Annotated in this window: 16 protein-coding genes; 7 read left to right on the forward strand and 9 right to left on the reverse strand. The window is 68.7% G+C overall.

Annotated features, from left to right (window positions below; all coding sequences use genetic code 11):
• The first annotated feature begins 33 nt into the window (after window positions 1-33).
• Entirely contained in the window at window positions 34-1,476 is a 1,443-nt protein-coding gene (locus AB4Y91_RS12040; RefSeq protein ID WP_441418701.1) for a class I adenylate-forming enzyme family protein, read from the forward strand.
• Window positions 1,448-2,719 carry a thiolase family protein gene (locus AB4Y91_RS12045; protein ID WP_441418702.1) on the forward strand — a complete coding sequence of 424 codons (1,272 nt, stop codon included), beginning with the start codon at window positions 1,448-1,450 and terminating at the stop codon, window positions 2,717-2,719. Before AB4Y91_RS12040 ends, AB4Y91_RS12045 begins: the two co-directional genes overlap by 29 nt.
• Window positions 2,720-3,130: 411 nt before the next feature.
• Here AB4Y91_RS12045 and AB4Y91_RS12050 read toward each other — a convergent pair whose 3' ends face one another.
• The 3 genes from AB4Y91_RS12050 to AB4Y91_RS12060 are packed head-to-tail and all read right to left on the reverse strand — an operon-like array spanning window position 3,131 to window position 5,249.
• Window positions 3,131-3,790 carry an energy-coupling factor transporter transmembrane component T family protein gene (locus tag AB4Y91_RS12050; protein ID WP_441418703.1) on the reverse strand — a complete coding sequence of 220 codons (660 nt, stop codon included), beginning with the start codon at window positions 3,788-3,790 and terminating at the stop codon, window positions 3,131-3,133.
• Window positions 3,787-4,545, reverse strand: a complete 759-nt coding sequence (locus tag AB4Y91_RS12055; protein ID WP_441418704.1) for an energy-coupling factor ABC transporter ATP-binding protein — start codon at window positions 4,543-4,545, stop codon at window positions 3,787-3,789. The genes AB4Y91_RS12050 and AB4Y91_RS12055 overlap by 4 nt, the downstream gene beginning before the upstream one ends.
• On the reverse strand, window positions 4,542-5,249 hold the full coding sequence (locus AB4Y91_RS12060) for a biotin transporter BioY (RefSeq protein ID WP_441418705.1): 708 nt from the start codon (window positions 5,247-5,249) through the stop codon (window positions 4,542-4,544). Before AB4Y91_RS12060 ends, AB4Y91_RS12055 begins: the two co-directional genes overlap by 4 nt.
• 297 nt (window positions 5,250-5,546) lie before the next feature.
• Here AB4Y91_RS12060 and AB4Y91_RS12065 point away from each other — a divergent pair, with 297 nt between their 5' ends.
• A complete protein-coding gene (locus tag AB4Y91_RS12065; RefSeq protein ID WP_441418706.1) occupies window positions 5,547-7,145 on the forward strand; it encodes an ABC-F family ATP-binding cassette domain-containing protein in 1,599 nt (532 codons plus the stop codon).
• Window positions 7,146-7,385: 240 nt separating this feature from the next.
• On the opposite strand, the gene AB4Y91_RS12070 is transcribed toward AB4Y91_RS12065, so the two are convergent.
• Genes AB4Y91_RS12070 through AB4Y91_RS12085 form a run of 4 tightly spaced genes read right to left on the reverse strand, consistent with a single transcriptional unit; the run spans window position 7,386 to window position 9,456 of the window.
• Window positions 7,386-7,853: a YbaK/EbsC family protein gene (locus tag AB4Y91_RS12070; RefSeq protein ID WP_441418707.1), complete on the reverse strand. Its 468-nt coding sequence runs from the start codon at window positions 7,851-7,853 to the stop codon at window positions 7,386-7,388.
• 11 nt (window positions 7,854-7,864) lie between these two features.
• Window positions 7,865-8,746 carry an SURF1 family cytochrome oxidase biogenesis protein gene (locus tag AB4Y91_RS12075; protein ID WP_441418708.1) on the reverse strand — a complete coding sequence of 294 codons (882 nt, stop codon included), beginning with the start codon at window positions 8,744-8,746 and terminating at the stop codon, window positions 7,865-7,867.
• Window positions 8,747-9,004 carry a hypothetical protein gene (locus AB4Y91_RS12080; protein ID WP_441418709.1) on the reverse strand — a complete coding sequence of 86 codons (258 nt, stop codon included), beginning with the start codon at window positions 9,002-9,004 and terminating at the stop codon, window positions 8,747-8,749.
• Complete coding sequence (locus AB4Y91_RS12085) at window positions 9,001-9,456, reverse strand: DUF3099 domain-containing protein (protein WP_441418710.1); 456 nt, start codon at window positions 9,454-9,456, stop codon at window positions 9,001-9,003. Before AB4Y91_RS12085 ends, AB4Y91_RS12080 begins: the two co-directional genes overlap by 4 nt.
• Window positions 9,457-9,608: 152 nt before the next feature.
• Between AB4Y91_RS12085 and fabG the strand changes: the two genes are divergently transcribed.
• Both fabG and AB4Y91_RS12095 read left to right on the forward strand, forming a co-directional pair.
• Window positions 9,609-10,334 carry a 3-oxoacyl-ACP reductase FabG gene (gene fabG, locus AB4Y91_RS12090; protein ID WP_175323342.1) on the forward strand — a complete coding sequence of 242 codons (726 nt, stop codon included), beginning with the start codon at window positions 9,609-9,611 and terminating at the stop codon, window positions 10,332-10,334.
• Between the two features lie 174 nt (window positions 10,335-10,508).
• Window positions 10,509-10,928 carry an Hsp20/alpha crystallin family protein gene (locus AB4Y91_RS12095; RefSeq protein WP_441418711.1) on the forward strand — a complete coding sequence of 140 codons (420 nt, stop codon included), beginning with the start codon at window positions 10,509-10,511 and terminating at the stop codon, window positions 10,926-10,928.
• A gap of 79 nt (window positions 10,929-11,007) precedes the next feature.
• Here the strand turns inward: AB4Y91_RS12095 and AB4Y91_RS12100 are convergent, their stop codons facing one another.
• Window positions 11,008-11,397, reverse strand: a complete 390-nt coding sequence (locus AB4Y91_RS12100; protein ID WP_441418712.1) for a DUF5655 domain-containing protein — start codon at window positions 11,395-11,397, stop codon at window positions 11,008-11,010.
• A gap of 407 nt (window positions 11,398-11,804) precedes the next feature.
• Between AB4Y91_RS12100 and AB4Y91_RS12105 the strand changes: the two genes are divergently transcribed.
• Window positions 11,805-12,569: an SDR family oxidoreductase gene (locus AB4Y91_RS12105; protein WP_441418713.1), complete on the forward strand. Its 765-nt coding sequence runs from the start codon at window positions 11,805-11,807 to the stop codon at window positions 12,567-12,569.
• A 92-nt stretch (window positions 12,570-12,661) separates the two neighbouring features.
• Here AB4Y91_RS12105 and serB read toward each other — a convergent pair whose 3' ends face one another.
• Window positions 12,662-13,558: a phosphoserine phosphatase SerB gene (gene serB / locus AB4Y91_RS12110; protein ID WP_441418714.1), complete on the reverse strand. Its 897-nt coding sequence runs from the start codon at window positions 13,556-13,558 to the stop codon at window positions 12,662-12,664.
• Between the two features lie 133 nt (window positions 13,559-13,691).
• On the opposite strand from serB, the gene AB4Y91_RS12115 reads away from it, so the two are divergent.
• A complete protein-coding gene (locus AB4Y91_RS12115) occupies window positions 13,692-14,477 on the forward strand; it encodes an ABC transporter ATP-binding protein (protein ID WP_441418715.1) in 786 nt (261 codons plus the stop codon).
• The last annotated feature ends 13 nt before the right edge of the window (window positions 14,478-14,490 follow it).

The raw sequence follows: 14,490 nt of genomic DNA on the forward strand, positions 1-14,490 counted from the left end.
GCCGGAACCCCGCTGCCCGGTAAAGTTGATCCGATGCCTTTTCTTGACAGACTCCAGCGTTGGGCCGATGAGCGCCCCGACGGCACCGCCGTCGTCGTGGCCGGAAAACGCCTGAGCTGGTCCGAACTGCGGAACGCGGCGGCTGCGCTCGTCCCGGTGACGCCGGCCGTCACGGTGCTGGCCGAGCGCAACTCCACGGATTTTGCGGTCGCCTTCGCGGCGGCCGTCGCGGCCGGCCGCCGCTGCGCCGTGCTGGACCCCACCTGGCCGCAGCAGCTCCTGGACGCCATCACGGCCCGGATCGCGGAAGCCGTTCCCGCTGACGGCACCGGCCAGGGGGCCGGCCTGGGCAGCGAACTCGAGGACGGGTCACCTGAGTCGCCTTTCCTGATCGGGCTCACCTCCGGCACGACTGCGCTGCCCAAGGCGTTCACCCGCTCGCGGCGCTCCTGGCGGCTGTCCTTCGAGTCTTCTGTCGAGTTTTTTGGCCTGGGGCCCGAGGACCGGACGCTCGCACCCGGACCGCTTGCCGCCAGCCTCAATCTTTATGCGCTTGCTGAATGCTTGTATGCCGGCTCTGAATTCCACACCCTCGAGCAGTTCGACGTCGGCGACGCACACACCGCGGTCAGCCATGACGGCATCACCCGGCTGGTCCTGGTACCGACCATGCTGCGGCTGCTCAGTGAGCGGGGCCTGGCCGGCGGCGTGGATGCCTCCGGCCTGCGGAGCATCATCTGCGCCGGCTCCAAGCTCGACGCGCGCACCCTGGAGGCCGCCCGCCGCTGGGCGCCGAACGCGACGATCTTCGAGTACTACGGCGCCGCGGAGCTCAGTTTCGTCGCCGGCGCAGGACTCCGGCCGGGCGAGGCCCCGGCGTCCAGCTTGAGAGCGTTCGGCGGGACGGCGAACGCCACGGGAATCGGCGGTCCGTTTCCCGGCGTCGAGATCAGGATTCTCGACGACGGCGGCGCCGCGGTTCCTGACGGATGCGACGGCAACGTCTGCGTGCGCAGCGGCATGGTCAGCGAGGGCTACCTGTGGGGCGACGACGGCACGGCGCTGCAGTGCTTCGACGGCTGGCACACTGTGGGGGACCGGGGCTACCTGTCCGACGGAACCCTGCATTTGCTGGGCCGCCGTTCGGACATGATTGTCACGGCGGGGACCAACGTGTACCCGCACGAGGTGGAACTCGCCCTCGCGTCCGTGCCGGGTGTCGCCGCCGCCATGGCCGCCGGGCAGCCGGACGACCTTCGCGGCCAGCGCGTCGTGGCCGCGGTACTGCCGTCCCACGGCGGCCTGACGGGCACGCAGCTGAAGGCCGGCGTCGAGGATGTCCTGGTCCGGAGCAAACGTCCGCTGGACTACTACGCGTTGACCGAGCTGCCCCTCACCGATCGCGGCAAGCCCAGCCGGCCGCTGCTGCTTGAGTGGATCGCCCGGAATGATCCTCGTGTCCGGCGCCTCGGCTGAGGATCCGTTGCCTTCCCGGACGCCTTCGCCTGCGCCGCGCCGGGGCGGACTGTTGCCGGAGGACCGGCAGCCCGTCATCATCGCTGCCCTGCGGACCCCGCTCTGCCGCGCCCACGGAGCCCTGAAGACGCTGCCCGCCCACGAACTGCTGGCGCCGGTACTGCACCGACTGCTGGCCGACTCGGGTGTTGCACCGGACCAGGTGACGGACGTCGTGGTCGGGAACGCGGTGGGCGGCGGCGGCAATGTCGCCCGGCTGGCGGCCCTCGAGGCCGGGCTGGCCGTGGGCGTTCCGGGACTGACCGTGGACCGGCAGTGCGGGTCCGGCCTCGACGCGATCGTGCTGGCATCCCGGCTCGTCGCGTCCGGCGGCCAATTCGGCGGGGGTTCCGGCGGCGGCAGCGTGTATCTCGCCGGCGGGGTGGAGAGCATCAGCACCGCACCACTGCGGGCCAGGCGCGGCGCCGACGGCGAGCCGCAGTTCTTCAGCCGCGCCCAGTTCGCCCCCGGCAGCATCGGCGACCCGGACATGGGGGTGGCCGCCGAGAACGTCGCCGTCCGCCATGGCATTGAGCGGCAACGGCAGGACGACTTCGCGCTGCGCAGCCACCGTCGCGCCCTCGACGCCGCGGCGGCCGGAACCTTCGAAACCGAGACCGTCGCGCTGCCCGGGCCCGATGGTCCCGTGGGCTGCGATGACGGCCCACGCCGCTCGCTGACCCCGGCGTTGCTGGCCCGGTTCCCTGCCGCGTTCGTTCCCGGCGGGACCGTGACAGCCGGCAACTCCTGCTTCGACGCGGACGGGGCCGCCGCCGTCGTGATCACCTCGCTGGCCCGGGCGCGCCAACTCGGCGCACGGGACGGCCTCCTGGTCCTCGGGACGGACACCGCGGGCGTGGAGCCGGCGCTGCTGGGGATGGGCGCGGCGGCGGCCGCTGAACGCCTGCTTACGGTTTCCGGCGTCGCGGCCGGGGATCTCGGGCTGATCGAGTTCAACGAGGCGTTCGCATCCCAGACCCTGGCATGCCTCGACCAGCTGGGCATCGACTCGGAACGCGCGAACCTCGACGGCGGCGCCCTTGCCCTGGGGCACGCCTACGGAGCGTCCGGCGCGGTGCTCGTGTCCAGGTTGCTGGCCCAGGCCCGCCGGGAGGCCGTGGATGGCCGACTGGCCCTGGCCATGATCAGCATCGCTGGCGGGATGGGGACTGCTGCACTGTTCGAGTACCGCTCGCTCCGGTAGCGCCCTGCCGGACATGCCCGTTCCTTGCTGCGGGGAGTGGACATAGTGGTCACATGTCCAGTGCGCAGGACGAGGAATGGGCATGTGCCGTGGTGGGCCGCGGCAGGGGGCATGCCCGGTGCGCCAACCCTGCCGGAGATGCCCGTTCTTGGCTGCGGGGAGTGGACATAGTGGTCATATGCCCAGTGCGCAGGACGAGGAATGGGCATGCGCCGTCGCGGGCCGCGGCAGGGGGCATGCCCGGTGCGCCAGCCCTGCCGGAGATGCCCGTTCCTGGCTGCGAGGAGTGGACATAGTGGTCATATGTCCAGTGCGCAGGACGAGGAATGGGCATGCGCCGTCGCGGGCCGCGGCGGGGGGCATGTCCAGTGCATCGAGCCGCGGCACGAAACCTGCCCCGGCCCGGTCGTCTCAGCCCGCTAAGCCGTCCGGATCCTCCCGGTCCTCCCTATCGTCAGCCTCACCCAAGCCGCGCGCCGCCAGGGCATCGCCGGTCTGCCGGGCGAATGCCACCGTAGTGATGAAGACGGGCAGCACCAATGCACGCGGGTTCCGTTCCAGGCCGCGGGCCCGTGCCGAATCGCGCACATCGGCGTAGGCGCCGGCGATGAACGGGATGCTGCGCAGCATGATGGCAATTGTCAGGGCGAACCGCTCGGGATCGGCGCCGAGCCGGCGAATGGGCCGCGCCAGCGAGGCTACACCGTCCAACAGCGACTGGACCTGCGTGGTGGCCGTCAGGATTGCCGCCGCCACCACGCAGACCAAAACGTTCAACACAATCCGCGCGGCGACCGGGCCGCCCAGCTGCCACCACTGGAACACGCCGATCACAGCCAGCACGGGCAGGATCGGCCGGACAGCCCGGAACAGCCTGCGGGCACCTGCCCCGCTGAGCAGGAATACCCCGCACAGCAAGGCGAGTCCAGCTGCCGCCGCGGCCCAGTCCGCAACGAGAAACGATCCCATCCCGCACGCCAGTACCAGCAAGAACTTCAGCCACAGGGGAGCTCGGTGCACCAGCGAGGTGCCCGGTACATAGTTGGCGAGTAGGAAGCCATGCCCCCTCATGGCTGCGCCGTCCCCCCGCCGGCTTCCCGCACGCCGGCGCCCCGCACCCCGGCGGGTTCCGCCGCGCAGAGCACGCGGTAGTGCGCGACGGCGGCGGCCGCCCCGCCGTCGAACACGATCTTGCCGTCGTCCACCACCAGCACCCGGTCCAGATCGAGCGCGAGGTCGAGGTCGTGGGTCGACAGGACGATCTGCTGGTCCAGCCCCGCCAGGGTGCGGCGCAGCAGTTCCCGGTTCCGCAGGTCCAGCAGGGTGGAAGGCTCATCCAGTACCAGGATGTCCGGGTTCACGGCCAGCACCGCAGCGAGGGCGACAAGCTGCCGTTCGCCGCCGGAGAGCTCGTATACGCTCTGGTCCGCCAGCCCCAGCAGCCCGAACCGTTCGAGGCAGGCCTCCGCGAGGGCACGCCGTTCGCCGGCGTTCCGCACCGAGCGGCGCAGCGATAATTCGACGTCTTCGCGACCGGTCGGCATCACGAGTTGCGAGAGCGGATCGGTGAAGACGAAGCCGACGCGGCGGCGGACAGCGCGGACATCCCGGACCGTGTCGAAACCTGACACCGCCACCGCGCCGGAGCTCGGTGCGACGAGGCCGTTAAGCATCCGGAGCAGCGTGGATTTGCCCGAGCCGTTCGCCCCGATGACGCCGATCCGGCGTTCAGTCAGAGTCAGGGACACCGGCTCAAGCAGTGTCTTGGGCTCCGGGCGGCCGTCGACGGCTACCCGGACGGCCGCACCGTCCAGGACAATACTCATGCGCGTCCGTCTGCCTCGCCGGCCAACTCCACGCGGCGGATCCGGCGGATCAGCAGGTCAGGGAACGCCTTATGCAGCGTCAACGCGACCGTCACGGCGAGGATGTTTTTGATGACGTCGCCCGGGTAGAAGGCCAGATCGGCGAGGAAGGCCGCGGAGAGACTGAGCTTGGCATTGACCATCATGCCGAGGATGCCCAGCCCGTGGACAAAGACGATGCTACTGACCATGGCGGCACAGAAGAGCAGCACAGCCCGGACCTTCGCGGAGTGCGCCCCCGTGCGGCGCAGCACGACGACGGTCAGGGCGCCGACGGCCGTGGCGGCCAGCAGGAAGCCGAAGATGTAGCCGGCCGAGGGTCCCGCCAGGACACCCAGCCCGCTGCGCCCGCCGCTGAAGATCGGCAGCCCGGCGAAGCCCAGCAGGAGGTACAGGCCCACAGCAGCGAAGGCGCGGCCCGGGCCGAGCGCCAGTCCGGTGAGCATCACGGCGAGAGTCTGCAGGGTGATCGGCACACCAAGCCCGCCCACGGGGATTGCGGCAATCAGGGCAGAACCCGCGATGATCGCCGCGAACACCGCGATCAGTGCGAGGTCGGTCGCGTCCCAGCGGCGTCGGCGGCTCTGGCGCGGGGCCGCCGGGGCGGTGCTGCCTTGGCCGGCCGCGGGGGTGGGGGTGGTGACGGAATTGTCGGTGTTGCTCATGCTGTTTCCTGTCGAGTGGTGGGGCCGGGGTCTCACTTCCGACGATACGGCCGCGGCAACCCCGCCATTTTGTAGGCCTTCCACTAAGCGGCGGTCCCCTCGCTGGCCAACCCCGCCAAAGGGAGCCGGCGCTGGCGGACGCGGGCCGCCGTCGTCCGCTGCGTTCCCCGATGTCACCCGGCAGGGGAGGTGCCGGTAGACTGGTAGAGGCCGTTCTCTCGGCCACACTGCCCCGGCCCCGTCCAGACTCCATCCGTTGTGCCGCGGCGTTCCCTGTTGTGAAAGGCCTTAGCTGCATTGATTACCGTCCAGGATCTCGAACTGCGCGCCGGCGCCCGTCTGCTTATGGACCAGGTGAGCTTCCGGATCGACAAGGGAGACAAGATCGGCCTCGTCGGCCGTAACGGTGCAGGCAAGACCACGCTCACCCGCGTCCTGGCCGGCGAGGGCCTGCCCGCCGCCGGTAAGGTCACCCGCAGCGGCGAGATCGGCTACCTGCCGCAGGACCCGCGCACGCCGGACATGGAGCAGCTGGCCCGGGACCGCATCCTGTCCGCCCGCGGCCTCGACATCGCGGTCGGCAAGCTCCGCGTGGCACACGAAGAGATGGCCAGCGAGGACGCCGACGTCCAGCGCAAGGCGATGAACCGCTATGACCGGCTGGAATCCGAGTTCCTCGCCGCCGGCGGCTACGCGGCCGAGGCCGAGGCCGCAGCGATCTGCTCAAACCTCGCCCTGCCGGACCGGCTGCTGAACCAGCCGCTCAAGACCCTTTCCGGCGGCCAGCGCCGCCGTGTGGAGCTGGCGCGCATCCTGTACTCCGACGCCGAGACGATGCTCCTCGATGAGCCCACGAACCACCTCGACGCCGATTCCATCGCCTGGCTCCGGGAGTTCCTGAAGAACCACCAGGGCGGCCTGATCGTGATCAGCCACGACACGGAACTGCTTGAGGCCACGGTGAACAAGGTCTTCCTGCTGGACGCCAACCGCGCGCAGATCGACTTCTACAACATGGACTGGAAGCGCTACCTCACGCAGCGCGAAACCGATGAACGTGCCCGCAAGCGCGAACGCGCCAACGCCGAAAAGAAGGCCCAGGTCCTGATGGACCAGGCCAACAAGATGCGCGCCAAGGCCACCAAGGCCGTCGCCGCGCAGAACATGGCCAAGCGCGCCGAACGCCTCCTCGGCGGCCTAGAAGCGGTCCGCGAGAACGACCGCGTGGCTGCCCTGCGCTTCCCGGACCCCTCACCCTGCGGCAAGACGCCGCTCACCGCCGACGGCCTCAGCAAGTCCTACGGCTCGCTGGAAATCTTCACCGACGTCGACCTCGCCATCGACCGCGGCTCCAAGGTGGTCATCCTGGGCCTCAACGGTGCCGGCAAGACCACACTGCTGCGCATGCTCGCCGGCGTCGACAAGCCCGACACCGGCGAAGTGATCCCCGGCCACGGACTGAAGGTCGGCTACTACGCCCAGGAACATGAGACGCTCGACGTCGACCGCACCGTTCTGCAGAACATGCGCTCCTCGGCCCCTGACATGAACGACGCCGAGGTCCGCAACATCCTGGGCTCGTTCCTGTTCTCCGGCGACGACGTCGACAAGCCCGCCGGTGTGCTCTCCGGCGGCGAAAAGACACGATTGGCGCTGGCCACCATCGTGGCCTCGAGCGCGAACGTGCTGCTCCTTGATGAGCCCACCAACAACCTCGACCCGGCCAGCCGCGCCGAAATCCTCGGGGCCCTGAGCAACTACACCGGTGCCGTGGTGCTGGTGAGCCACGACGAGGGTGCTGTCGAAGCCCTCAACCCGGAGCGTGTTGTGCTGCTTCCTGATGGCGTCGAGGACCTCTGGAATGAGGACTACCTGGACTTGATCACGCTGGCGTAAGCCTCGCCTTCCTTCGCCGCTCCGCCTTCGTTCCGTGGTTGGGTTCGCGCCTCGCGCGCGCAATTTGCCGCGTGCTCGCTCGTCCTCCCCACCGTCGCCCTAACCTCGCAAGCTCGGCCAGGGAACCCTGACGGCGTGGGCCCCCGCTTAGACGCACGCTACGCAAATTGCCCGCGTTCGGCGCTTACTTGGACGTCACCATTGCGCTTGAGGCAACGTCACCATCCGTGCTGCCAGTGTTTAGCGGATAGGCATCTGTTCGGCGTTGGTGATGCGGTGGAGTTCTTGGTAGGTGATCGAGAACATGGAGTGGTGGTCGCCGGCGCCGGCCCAGAGGAGTTCGTGGTCCTTCAGGGACTCGTCGAGCAGGGTCCTGATCTTCTGCGGGTGGCCCACCGGGGCTACACCCCCGACGCGCTGGCCCGTGTGCAGCAGGACGAAGTCGGGATCCGCGCGGCGGATTTTTCCTGACCCGAGCCGCGCGGCGACGTGGCGGAGATCGACCTTGGCCGCGCCGCTGGCCAGGATCAGCAGGGGAGCGCCGTCGACGTCGAACACGAGGCTGTTGGTGATCGCCGCGACGTCGCAGCCCAAGGCGGCGGCCGCCGCGGCGGCGGTCGGCACCTGGGTCTCAAAGACGGCTACGGTGTCGGCCGCGCCCGCCGCGAGGAGCGCGCGCCGGACGTTCGCTACGGCGTCGGGGTCCATGCTGTGCAACTTCAGAATCCCTGGGCGTCCAGGATGGCGTCTTCCTCTTCCTCCGCGGTGGCAGTTTTCCGCTTCCGGGGGACAGGACGACGGCGGGGCGCCGGGTTGCTGGCGTGCAGGTAGCCGTCGGCGGCCGCGGCGTGATCCTGGGCGTCCTCGGCGTCAATCTCAGCGTTGCGGACTTGCTGGCGTGCTGCGTAGCCGAAGCCGACGAACATGAGAACGCCAAAGGCAAACCACTGCAGCGAGTAGGACAGGTGCGTGCCCTCGTCGGTGGACGGTTTGGGGAAGCCGACGGGCATGTCCGCTGCCGGCGGGGTTTCCGAGGCCAGCTGGCCGTAGGCCCCGGTGAGGAGGGGATACCCGAGCTGGGCCGAGTAGGCGGCGAGGTCGATCGACGCGAGCTGCCCGTCCGGGGCGCCGCGCTGCAGTTCCGGCTCGGAATGCTTGAGCCGCGCAATCACCGTGACCTCGCCCGGGGGCGGGGCAGGAATTGAGTCCGGGCTGCCCGGGGTCTTGTTGCCGATGGGCAGCCAGCCGCGGTCGATCACAACCGTCTCGCCGGAGTCCAGCTTGAAGGGGACCACCACCTCGTAGCCCGGTTGGCCGTTGAGCGGGCGGTTGCGGACAATCCGCTGGCCGGCCTCGTCGTAGCGGCCGTGCAGCTCGACCTGTGTCCATTCACGGTCGGCGTCGAGTTTAATGAACTGGTTCCGGGCGTCCGCGAAGGGGATCGGGGTGGCCGAGTAATTCGAGACGACGCGGTTGATCTCCGCGAGCGTTTCCGCCCGGCGGTCCATCTGCCAGCGGCCCAGGAGCACGCAGGCGGTGGCGAAAATGGCGGCCAGGAGCAGGTAGCCCAGCCACTTGCTGGAGAAAAGGAAGCGGTACATTCAGCCGGCCCCGACCGCGGCTTCGTCGGGGGTGCTGTGCAGCGGAAGGGTTTCCTTCCACAGCCCCCGCGTCTGGAGATAATCCTCCAGCCAGGCCCGGTGCTCCGGACAGGCGAGCCAGATCTTGCGCCGCTCCGGCGTGTGGATCTTGGGGTTGTTCCACAGCAGTTGCCACTCGGCGTGCGCACGGCACGCCTTGCGGGAGCACAGCGCGCTGGCGGGCTCGGCCGTCGGGCCGGCCAAGTCAAAAATGTTCATGAAGCTGCCCGTCCGTGGTCTTCGTCGTCGTCAATCAGCTCGCCTTGCAACAGGGTGATGGGGACATCGTCCGCCGCCGGTGGTTCCTGGTCCGGTGTTTGCCCGGAGCGTGGAGCGTCCAGTTCGCCCATCGGCACGTAGTCGATCAGCGATTCGCTGTGCACTTCGGCGTGGTCGCTCCCGTTGGCGATCACCACCGCAAACCACGGCAGGAACACTGCTCCGATGACGGGGAGGATCTTGAACCAGCCGTCGACCACAAACACCAGGATCAGGCAGACCATGCGGATGCCCATCGCCACGGCATACTTGATCATCCGCTGACGCATCTCTTCCGAGTGGGCGGCGGCGGCGTCGGTAATGCTGTGGACCTCGGTGTCGCCGGAGTCCTCCCCGGACGTCCGTTCACCGGGTCGGTTCTTGTTTGTCACGGCTTTCAGATCACGCTCCATAGGCTTCCTGCAATTCTCTCACCATCGGCTGGACCGCCCAAACAGCGGGCGGCCCAGAGCGGGGTGGAGCGCGCCGGAGGCTAAGATCGGAGGCAGGAAAATCCAGCCCACCCAACGCGGTGCCAGTGAGCCGCAGAATCCCGGAGCCCAACATGTCTGAAGCAACCTCCACCGGCCGCAGCGTCCTCATCACCGGCGGCAACCGCGGCATCGGCCTGGCCATCGCCGAATCCTTCCTCGCCAACGGCGACAAGGTGGCGGTCACCTACCGCAGCGCGGCCACGCTCCCGGAGGGCATCCTCGGCGTCAAGGCAGACGTCACGGACGAGGCTTCGGTGGACGCGGCGTTCACCGAAGTCGAGGCGGCGCACGGCCCCGTCGAGGTCCTGGTGGCCAACGCCGGCATCACCAAAGACACGCTCCTGATGCGGATGAGCGAGGACGACTTCACCTCGGTCATCGACACAAATCTCACCGGAGCCTTCAGAGTGATCAAGCGCGCCTCCAAGGGCATGATCCGCGCACGCAAGGGCCGCGTGGTACTCATTTCCTCCGTCTCCGGCCTCTACGGCGCCCCGGGCCAGATCAACTACTCCGCATCCAAGGCCGGCCTCGTCGGGATTGCCCGCTCCCTCACCCGCGAACTCGGGGGTCGCGGAATCACCGCCAACGTGGTGGCGCCGGGCTTCATCAACACGGATATGACCGCCGAGCTGCCGGAAGCCACGCAGAAGGACTACCTGTCGAAGGTTCCCGCGGGCCGCTTCGCCGAGGCGTCGGAAGTGGCCGACGTCGTCCGCTGGATTGCCAGCGACGAGGCCGCCTACATCTCCGGCGCGGTTATCCCGGTCGACGGCGGCCTTGGTATGGGCCACTAGGCAATAGCTCTGCGGCCGGCTTTGGGCTCCACGGACGACGGCGGCCGCCGTCGTCCGCCGCGGCGGCACGAGGCCGGGCCTTTGGCCCTAGGCGGCGCTGCGGCCGGGGGCGTGTAATGGGATTACAGCCCCTGACCGCGCCAAGGCAGGGGCGTGGACCCAGGAGGATTTATCATGGCTGATCTCAGCAAGTGGGCGCCCTCGGACATGTTGGAACCTGTCCGTCGGTTCCTCGACGGCGACCTGACGATGGCGTCGACCATCAAGGTCGAGCAGTTCCAGGACGGCAATACCCTGGTGGTGCGGGCGGAGGTTCCCGGTATCGATCCCGACAAGGACGTCGACGTGTCGGTCAGCGAAGGCATGCTGCACATCCGGGCCGAACGCGAAGAAAAGACCGAGCACAAGAGCAAGACCGGCTATCGCTCGGAATTCCGCTACGGCTCCTTCCTGCGCAGTATCGCCCTTCCGGCCGGGGCAAAGGAAGAGGACATCACGGCCAGCTATAAGGACGGCGTCTTGGAAGTGCGCGCGCCGGCCCCCGTGGCGGCGCCAGGGGAGCCCACGAAGAAAATCCGGGTGGACCGCGCCTGACGCGGGCCCCCGTATGGCGGGCCGCCCGCCCGCCCGCGGCGAAGCCCCGCCGGCTGGGGACGAGCGGCGATCGCTCTCCTCAGCCGGCTTCGTCCCATGCCTGCCGCAGCCATCCCGCGACCTCGGCGTCCAGGTCCTCTTCAGCGCGGAGCTCCACATGATGCATCCACAGGCCGGGGGACGGGTTAACCACCGACTTGAACCGGGGCGAGTCGATGCGGTTGCGCAGCGCAATGGACAGTACGGCCGGGACATCTGAGCGGACATAGCGCCCCGGCCACCAGACGTAGGCGAACCCGCGACGGCGTCCGCGGAAGGCCACCTGGCTGGTGGTCGCCCTGATTTCGGGCGGCGCGGCTGCCGGCGGAGACGTGGCGAGGAGCCGTTCCACCGCACGGCAAAGGTCCAGGCCGCGCGGTGACCCGCTGAAGACCTCTTCCGGCGTGGATTCGGTGCCATGGCTCCCCATGGGCGCGAGCCTACTCCCCGGCGCGGTGCCAAAACAGAAGCCTGTGGCCCAATCGAACCGGGTCCGCAGGTTGTACTCGGTGAGACCAGGGGAGCGCGCACGGCACGCGCGGGGGACATGTCCACTCTTGGCTGCAGTCTCCGGGGGACATGCCCACTCCCGGCTGCGGGCGATGGACACTTAGGCCTTATGTCCCTTGCTGCGCCCGCCATCTGGGCATGTCCCGTGGTCTGGGGCGCCGGGAGTGGGCATGTCCCGCGCAGTACCCGAAAACCAATCCGCGCCGCCACCCGAACTAGGCCCGCGCGGCTTCTTTGTGGATCCCGAACAACCGAAATGCTGCGGGCCGCTGGCATGATGGACAGCAGACCCCACAGTATTTGGATGTTTGGAACAAAGGAGCTCGAATGGGACTGCTGGACAACAAGACCGCAATCGTTACCGGTTCATCGCGCGGCATCGGCGCAGAGGTCGCCAAATTCCTCGCCGCCGAGGGTGCCGCCGTCGTTGTGAACTACCGCCAGAAGGCGCCGCGCGCCAACAAGGTTGTCGCTGAGATCGAGGCCGCGGGCGGCCGGGCTGCAGCCGTGGGCGCAGACCTGACCACGCAGGAAGGCGTCCAGGCCCTGGCCAGCGCCGCAATGGAGAACTTCGGCTCACTGGATCTCCTGGTCCTGAACGCTTCCGGCGGCATGGAGTCCGGCATGGAAGAGGGTTACGCGCTCAAGCTGAACCGCGACGCCCAGGTCAACATGCTCAATGCCGCCGTGCCGCTGATGGCAGAGGGCTCACGCGTGGTCTTCGTGACCAGCCACCAGGCCCACTTCATCAATACCGTGCCCACCATGCCCGAGTATGAGCCCGTCGCCCGCAGCAAGCGCGCGGGCGAGGATGCGCTCCGCGAACTGGTTCCGGCCCTGGCGGAGAAGGGCATCTCGCTGGTGGTTGTCTCCGGCGACATGATTGAAGGCACCGTCACCGCCACACTCTTGGACCGCTCCAACCCGGGCGCCATCGAGGCCCGCCGCGCCGAGGCCGGCAAGCTGTATTCGGTCAAGGAATTCGCCGCCGAGGTCGCCAAGATGGCCACCGCCGACGTCGAAACCGGCCACACCGAATACGTCGGGGGCGCCGACTACTTCGACAAGTCAAACGGCACGGTCAACAACTAGCAGCCACCGGGATGGCACTTGGCGGCAGTGTTCTTCAATGACACTGCCGCCAAGTGTATCTGGCGTTAAGGGACGGGCGTCAAGGTGCGGGCTCAGACGCCGGCGATGTGCCGGACGGCGTCGAGGTAGGGCATGTTCACGGCAGCGTCCGCCACCGCGCGGACGGCGGGCTTGGCGTTGAACGCGACACCGATGCCCGCGGCGCCAAGCATGTCCAGGTCATTGGCCCCGTCGCCCACCGCAATGGTGTGTTCCATCGGGATGCCCTCCGCGGCCGCCCATTCGCGCAGGTACTTTTCCTTGGCGGCGCGGTCCACCACATCTCCCAGCACCCTGCCGGTCAGCGCGCCGTCGACGATTTCCAGTTCGTTGGCGATCCAGTAGTCCAGTCCCAGGCCCTCGGCAATCGGCCGCAGGATCTGGTTGAAGCCGCCCGAGACGACGGCGACGGCGTGTCCGGCCGCCTTGAAGGCCGCCACCAGCTCTGCCGCGCCGTCGCTCAGAGTCACCTCGGCGCGGACGGAGTCGACGACGTCGGCCGGCAGCCCGGCGAGCACCGCCACCCGGGCGTGCAGGCTCTGCGCGAAGTCCAGTTCGCCGCGCATGGCCGCCTCGGTTACGGCTGTTACTTCCTCCCGCTTGCCCGCATAGGCGGCCAACAGCTCAATGACTTCCTGCCGGATCAGTGTGGAGTCGACGTCCATGATCAGGAACTTCCGCGCTGCCTGCCGCAGGGCAGCGGGAACGATTGCCGTTTCGACGCCCTCGACGCCGGCCGCGGCAATGCTCCGGCGGACGCCGGCCAGCCCCGCCTCGGTCAGGGCTCCCGGCAGCGTGCAGTCGGCGGAGTAGACCGCGAAGCGGCCGTCGCCGGAGGTGCTCTCGGCGCCGACGGACAGCCCCGCTTCGGACAGCGAACGGCGCAGCTGCTCTACTTCGGGAAGGGACAAATGCACGCCGTAGCTGACCGCGGTCACGTTCGAACTCATGGCCTCAATCCTAGCGAGCGCGCCGCAGCCGCCCGGAATTCGTTTCGCGCTGGTGACGCGCCCGGGGGACACCGCCCTCTGGCCTGCGGCCCGGTTATCAGTAGTCCGCTTTTTTGTCCTAGTGTCTACTCCTATGAGTGATGTTCTTGAAATGGCCGCCGTCAGCGTTGTACGTGGGGCGAAAACGCTCCTGGACAAGGTTGACTGGCAGGTCAAGGAAGGCGAGCGTTGGGTGATCCTCGGTCCCAACGGCGCTGGCAAGACCACTCTGTTGCAGGTGGCCGCAGCACGCCTCCATCCCACCAGCGGCATGGCCGGGATCCTCGAAGAGATCCTCGGCGCCGTGGACGTCTTCGAACTCCGCCCGCGGATCGGCCTGTCCTCCGCCGCCCTCGCCAACCAGATCCCCGAGCACGAAAAGGTCCTCAACGTCGTCGTGACCGCCGCGTACGGCGTCACCGGCCGCTGGCGCGAGGGCTACGAGAAGGACGACGAACGCCGCGCCTTCGCCCTGCTCAATGAGTGGGGGATGGGCCCGCTGCTCAACCGCCCCTTCGCCTCCCTCTCCGAAGGGGAACGCAAGCGCGTGCAGATTGCCCGCGCGCTCATGACGGATCCTGAACTGCTCTTGCTCGACGAGCCCGCCGCCGGCCTGGACCTGGGCGGCCGCGAGGACCTCGTCCACCGGCTCAGCGAGCTGGCCCGCGACGAGGCCGCCCCCGCGATCGTGCTGGTCACCCACCACCTCGAAGAGGTCCCGCCGGGCTTCACCCACGCACTCCTCCTGCGCGACGGCGGCGTCGTTGCCTCCGGCCCGCTGGCCGAGGTGCTGACCGCGGAAAACCTCAGCAAGACGTTCGGCGTCGACCTCGATGTCAACGTCTCCGGCGGCCGGTACACCGCCACCGCCCGCCGCTGAAGAAACCACTGAC

The organism is Arthrobacter sp. YAF16 (genome assembly GCF_052113385.1).
GTDB lineage: Bacteria > Actinomycetota > Actinomycetes > Actinomycetales > Micrococcaceae > Arthrobacter.

Coding starts and splice junctions, on each gene's coding strand:
- AB4Y91_RS12045 (WP_441418702.1), top strand. CDS start 1,448: ATGATCCTCGTGTCCGGCGCCTCGGCTGAGGATCCGTTGCCTTCCCGG.
- AB4Y91_RS12115 (WP_441418715.1), top strand. CDS start 13,692: ATGAGTGATGTTCTTGAAATGGCCGCCGTCAGCGTTGTACGTGGGGCG.
- AB4Y91_RS12100 (WP_441418712.1), bottom strand. CDS start 11,397: ATGGGGAGCCATGGCACCGAATCCACGCCGGAAGAGGTCTTCAGCGGG.
- AB4Y91_RS12060 (WP_441418705.1), bottom strand. CDS start 5,249: ATGAGCAACACCGACAATTCCGTCACCACCCCCACCCCCGCGGCCGGC.
- AB4Y91_RS12075 (WP_441418708.1), bottom strand. CDS start 8,746: ATGTACCGCTTCCTTTTCTCCAGCAAGTGGCTGGGCTACCTGCTCCTG.
- serB (WP_441418714.1), bottom strand. CDS start 13,558: ATGAGTTCGAACGTGACCGCGGTCAGCTACGGCGTGCATTTGTCCCTT.
- AB4Y91_RS12080 (WP_441418709.1), bottom strand. CDS start 9,004: ATGAACATTTTTGACTTGGCCGGCCCGACGGCCGAGCCCGCCAGCGCG.
- AB4Y91_RS12040 (WP_441418701.1), top strand. CDS start 34: ATGCCTTTTCTTGACAGACTCCAGCGTTGGGCCGATGAGCGCCCCGAC.
- AB4Y91_RS12055 (WP_441418704.1), bottom strand. CDS start 4,545: ATGAGTATTGTCCTGGACGGTGCGGCCGTCCGGGTAGCCGTCGACGGC.
- AB4Y91_RS12085 (WP_441418710.1), bottom strand. CDS start 9,456: ATGGAGCGTGATCTGAAAGCCGTGACAAACAAGAACCGACCCGGTGAA.
- AB4Y91_RS12070 (WP_441418707.1), bottom strand. CDS start 7,853: ATGGACCCCGACGCCGTAGCGAACGTCCGGCGCGCGCTCCTCGCGGCG.
- AB4Y91_RS12095 (WP_441418711.1), top strand. CDS start 10,509: ATGGCTGATCTCAGCAAGTGGGCGCCCTCGGACATGTTGGAACCTGTC.
- AB4Y91_RS12050 (WP_441418703.1), bottom strand. CDS start 3,790: ATGAGGGGGCATGGCTTCCTACTCGCCAACTATGTACCGGGCACCTCG.
- fabG (WP_175323342.1), top strand. CDS start 9,609: ATGTCTGAAGCAACCTCCACCGGCCGCAGCGTCCTCATCACCGGCGGC.
- AB4Y91_RS12105 (WP_441418713.1), top strand. CDS start 11,805: ATGGGACTGCTGGACAACAAGACCGCAATCGTTACCGGTTCATCGCGC.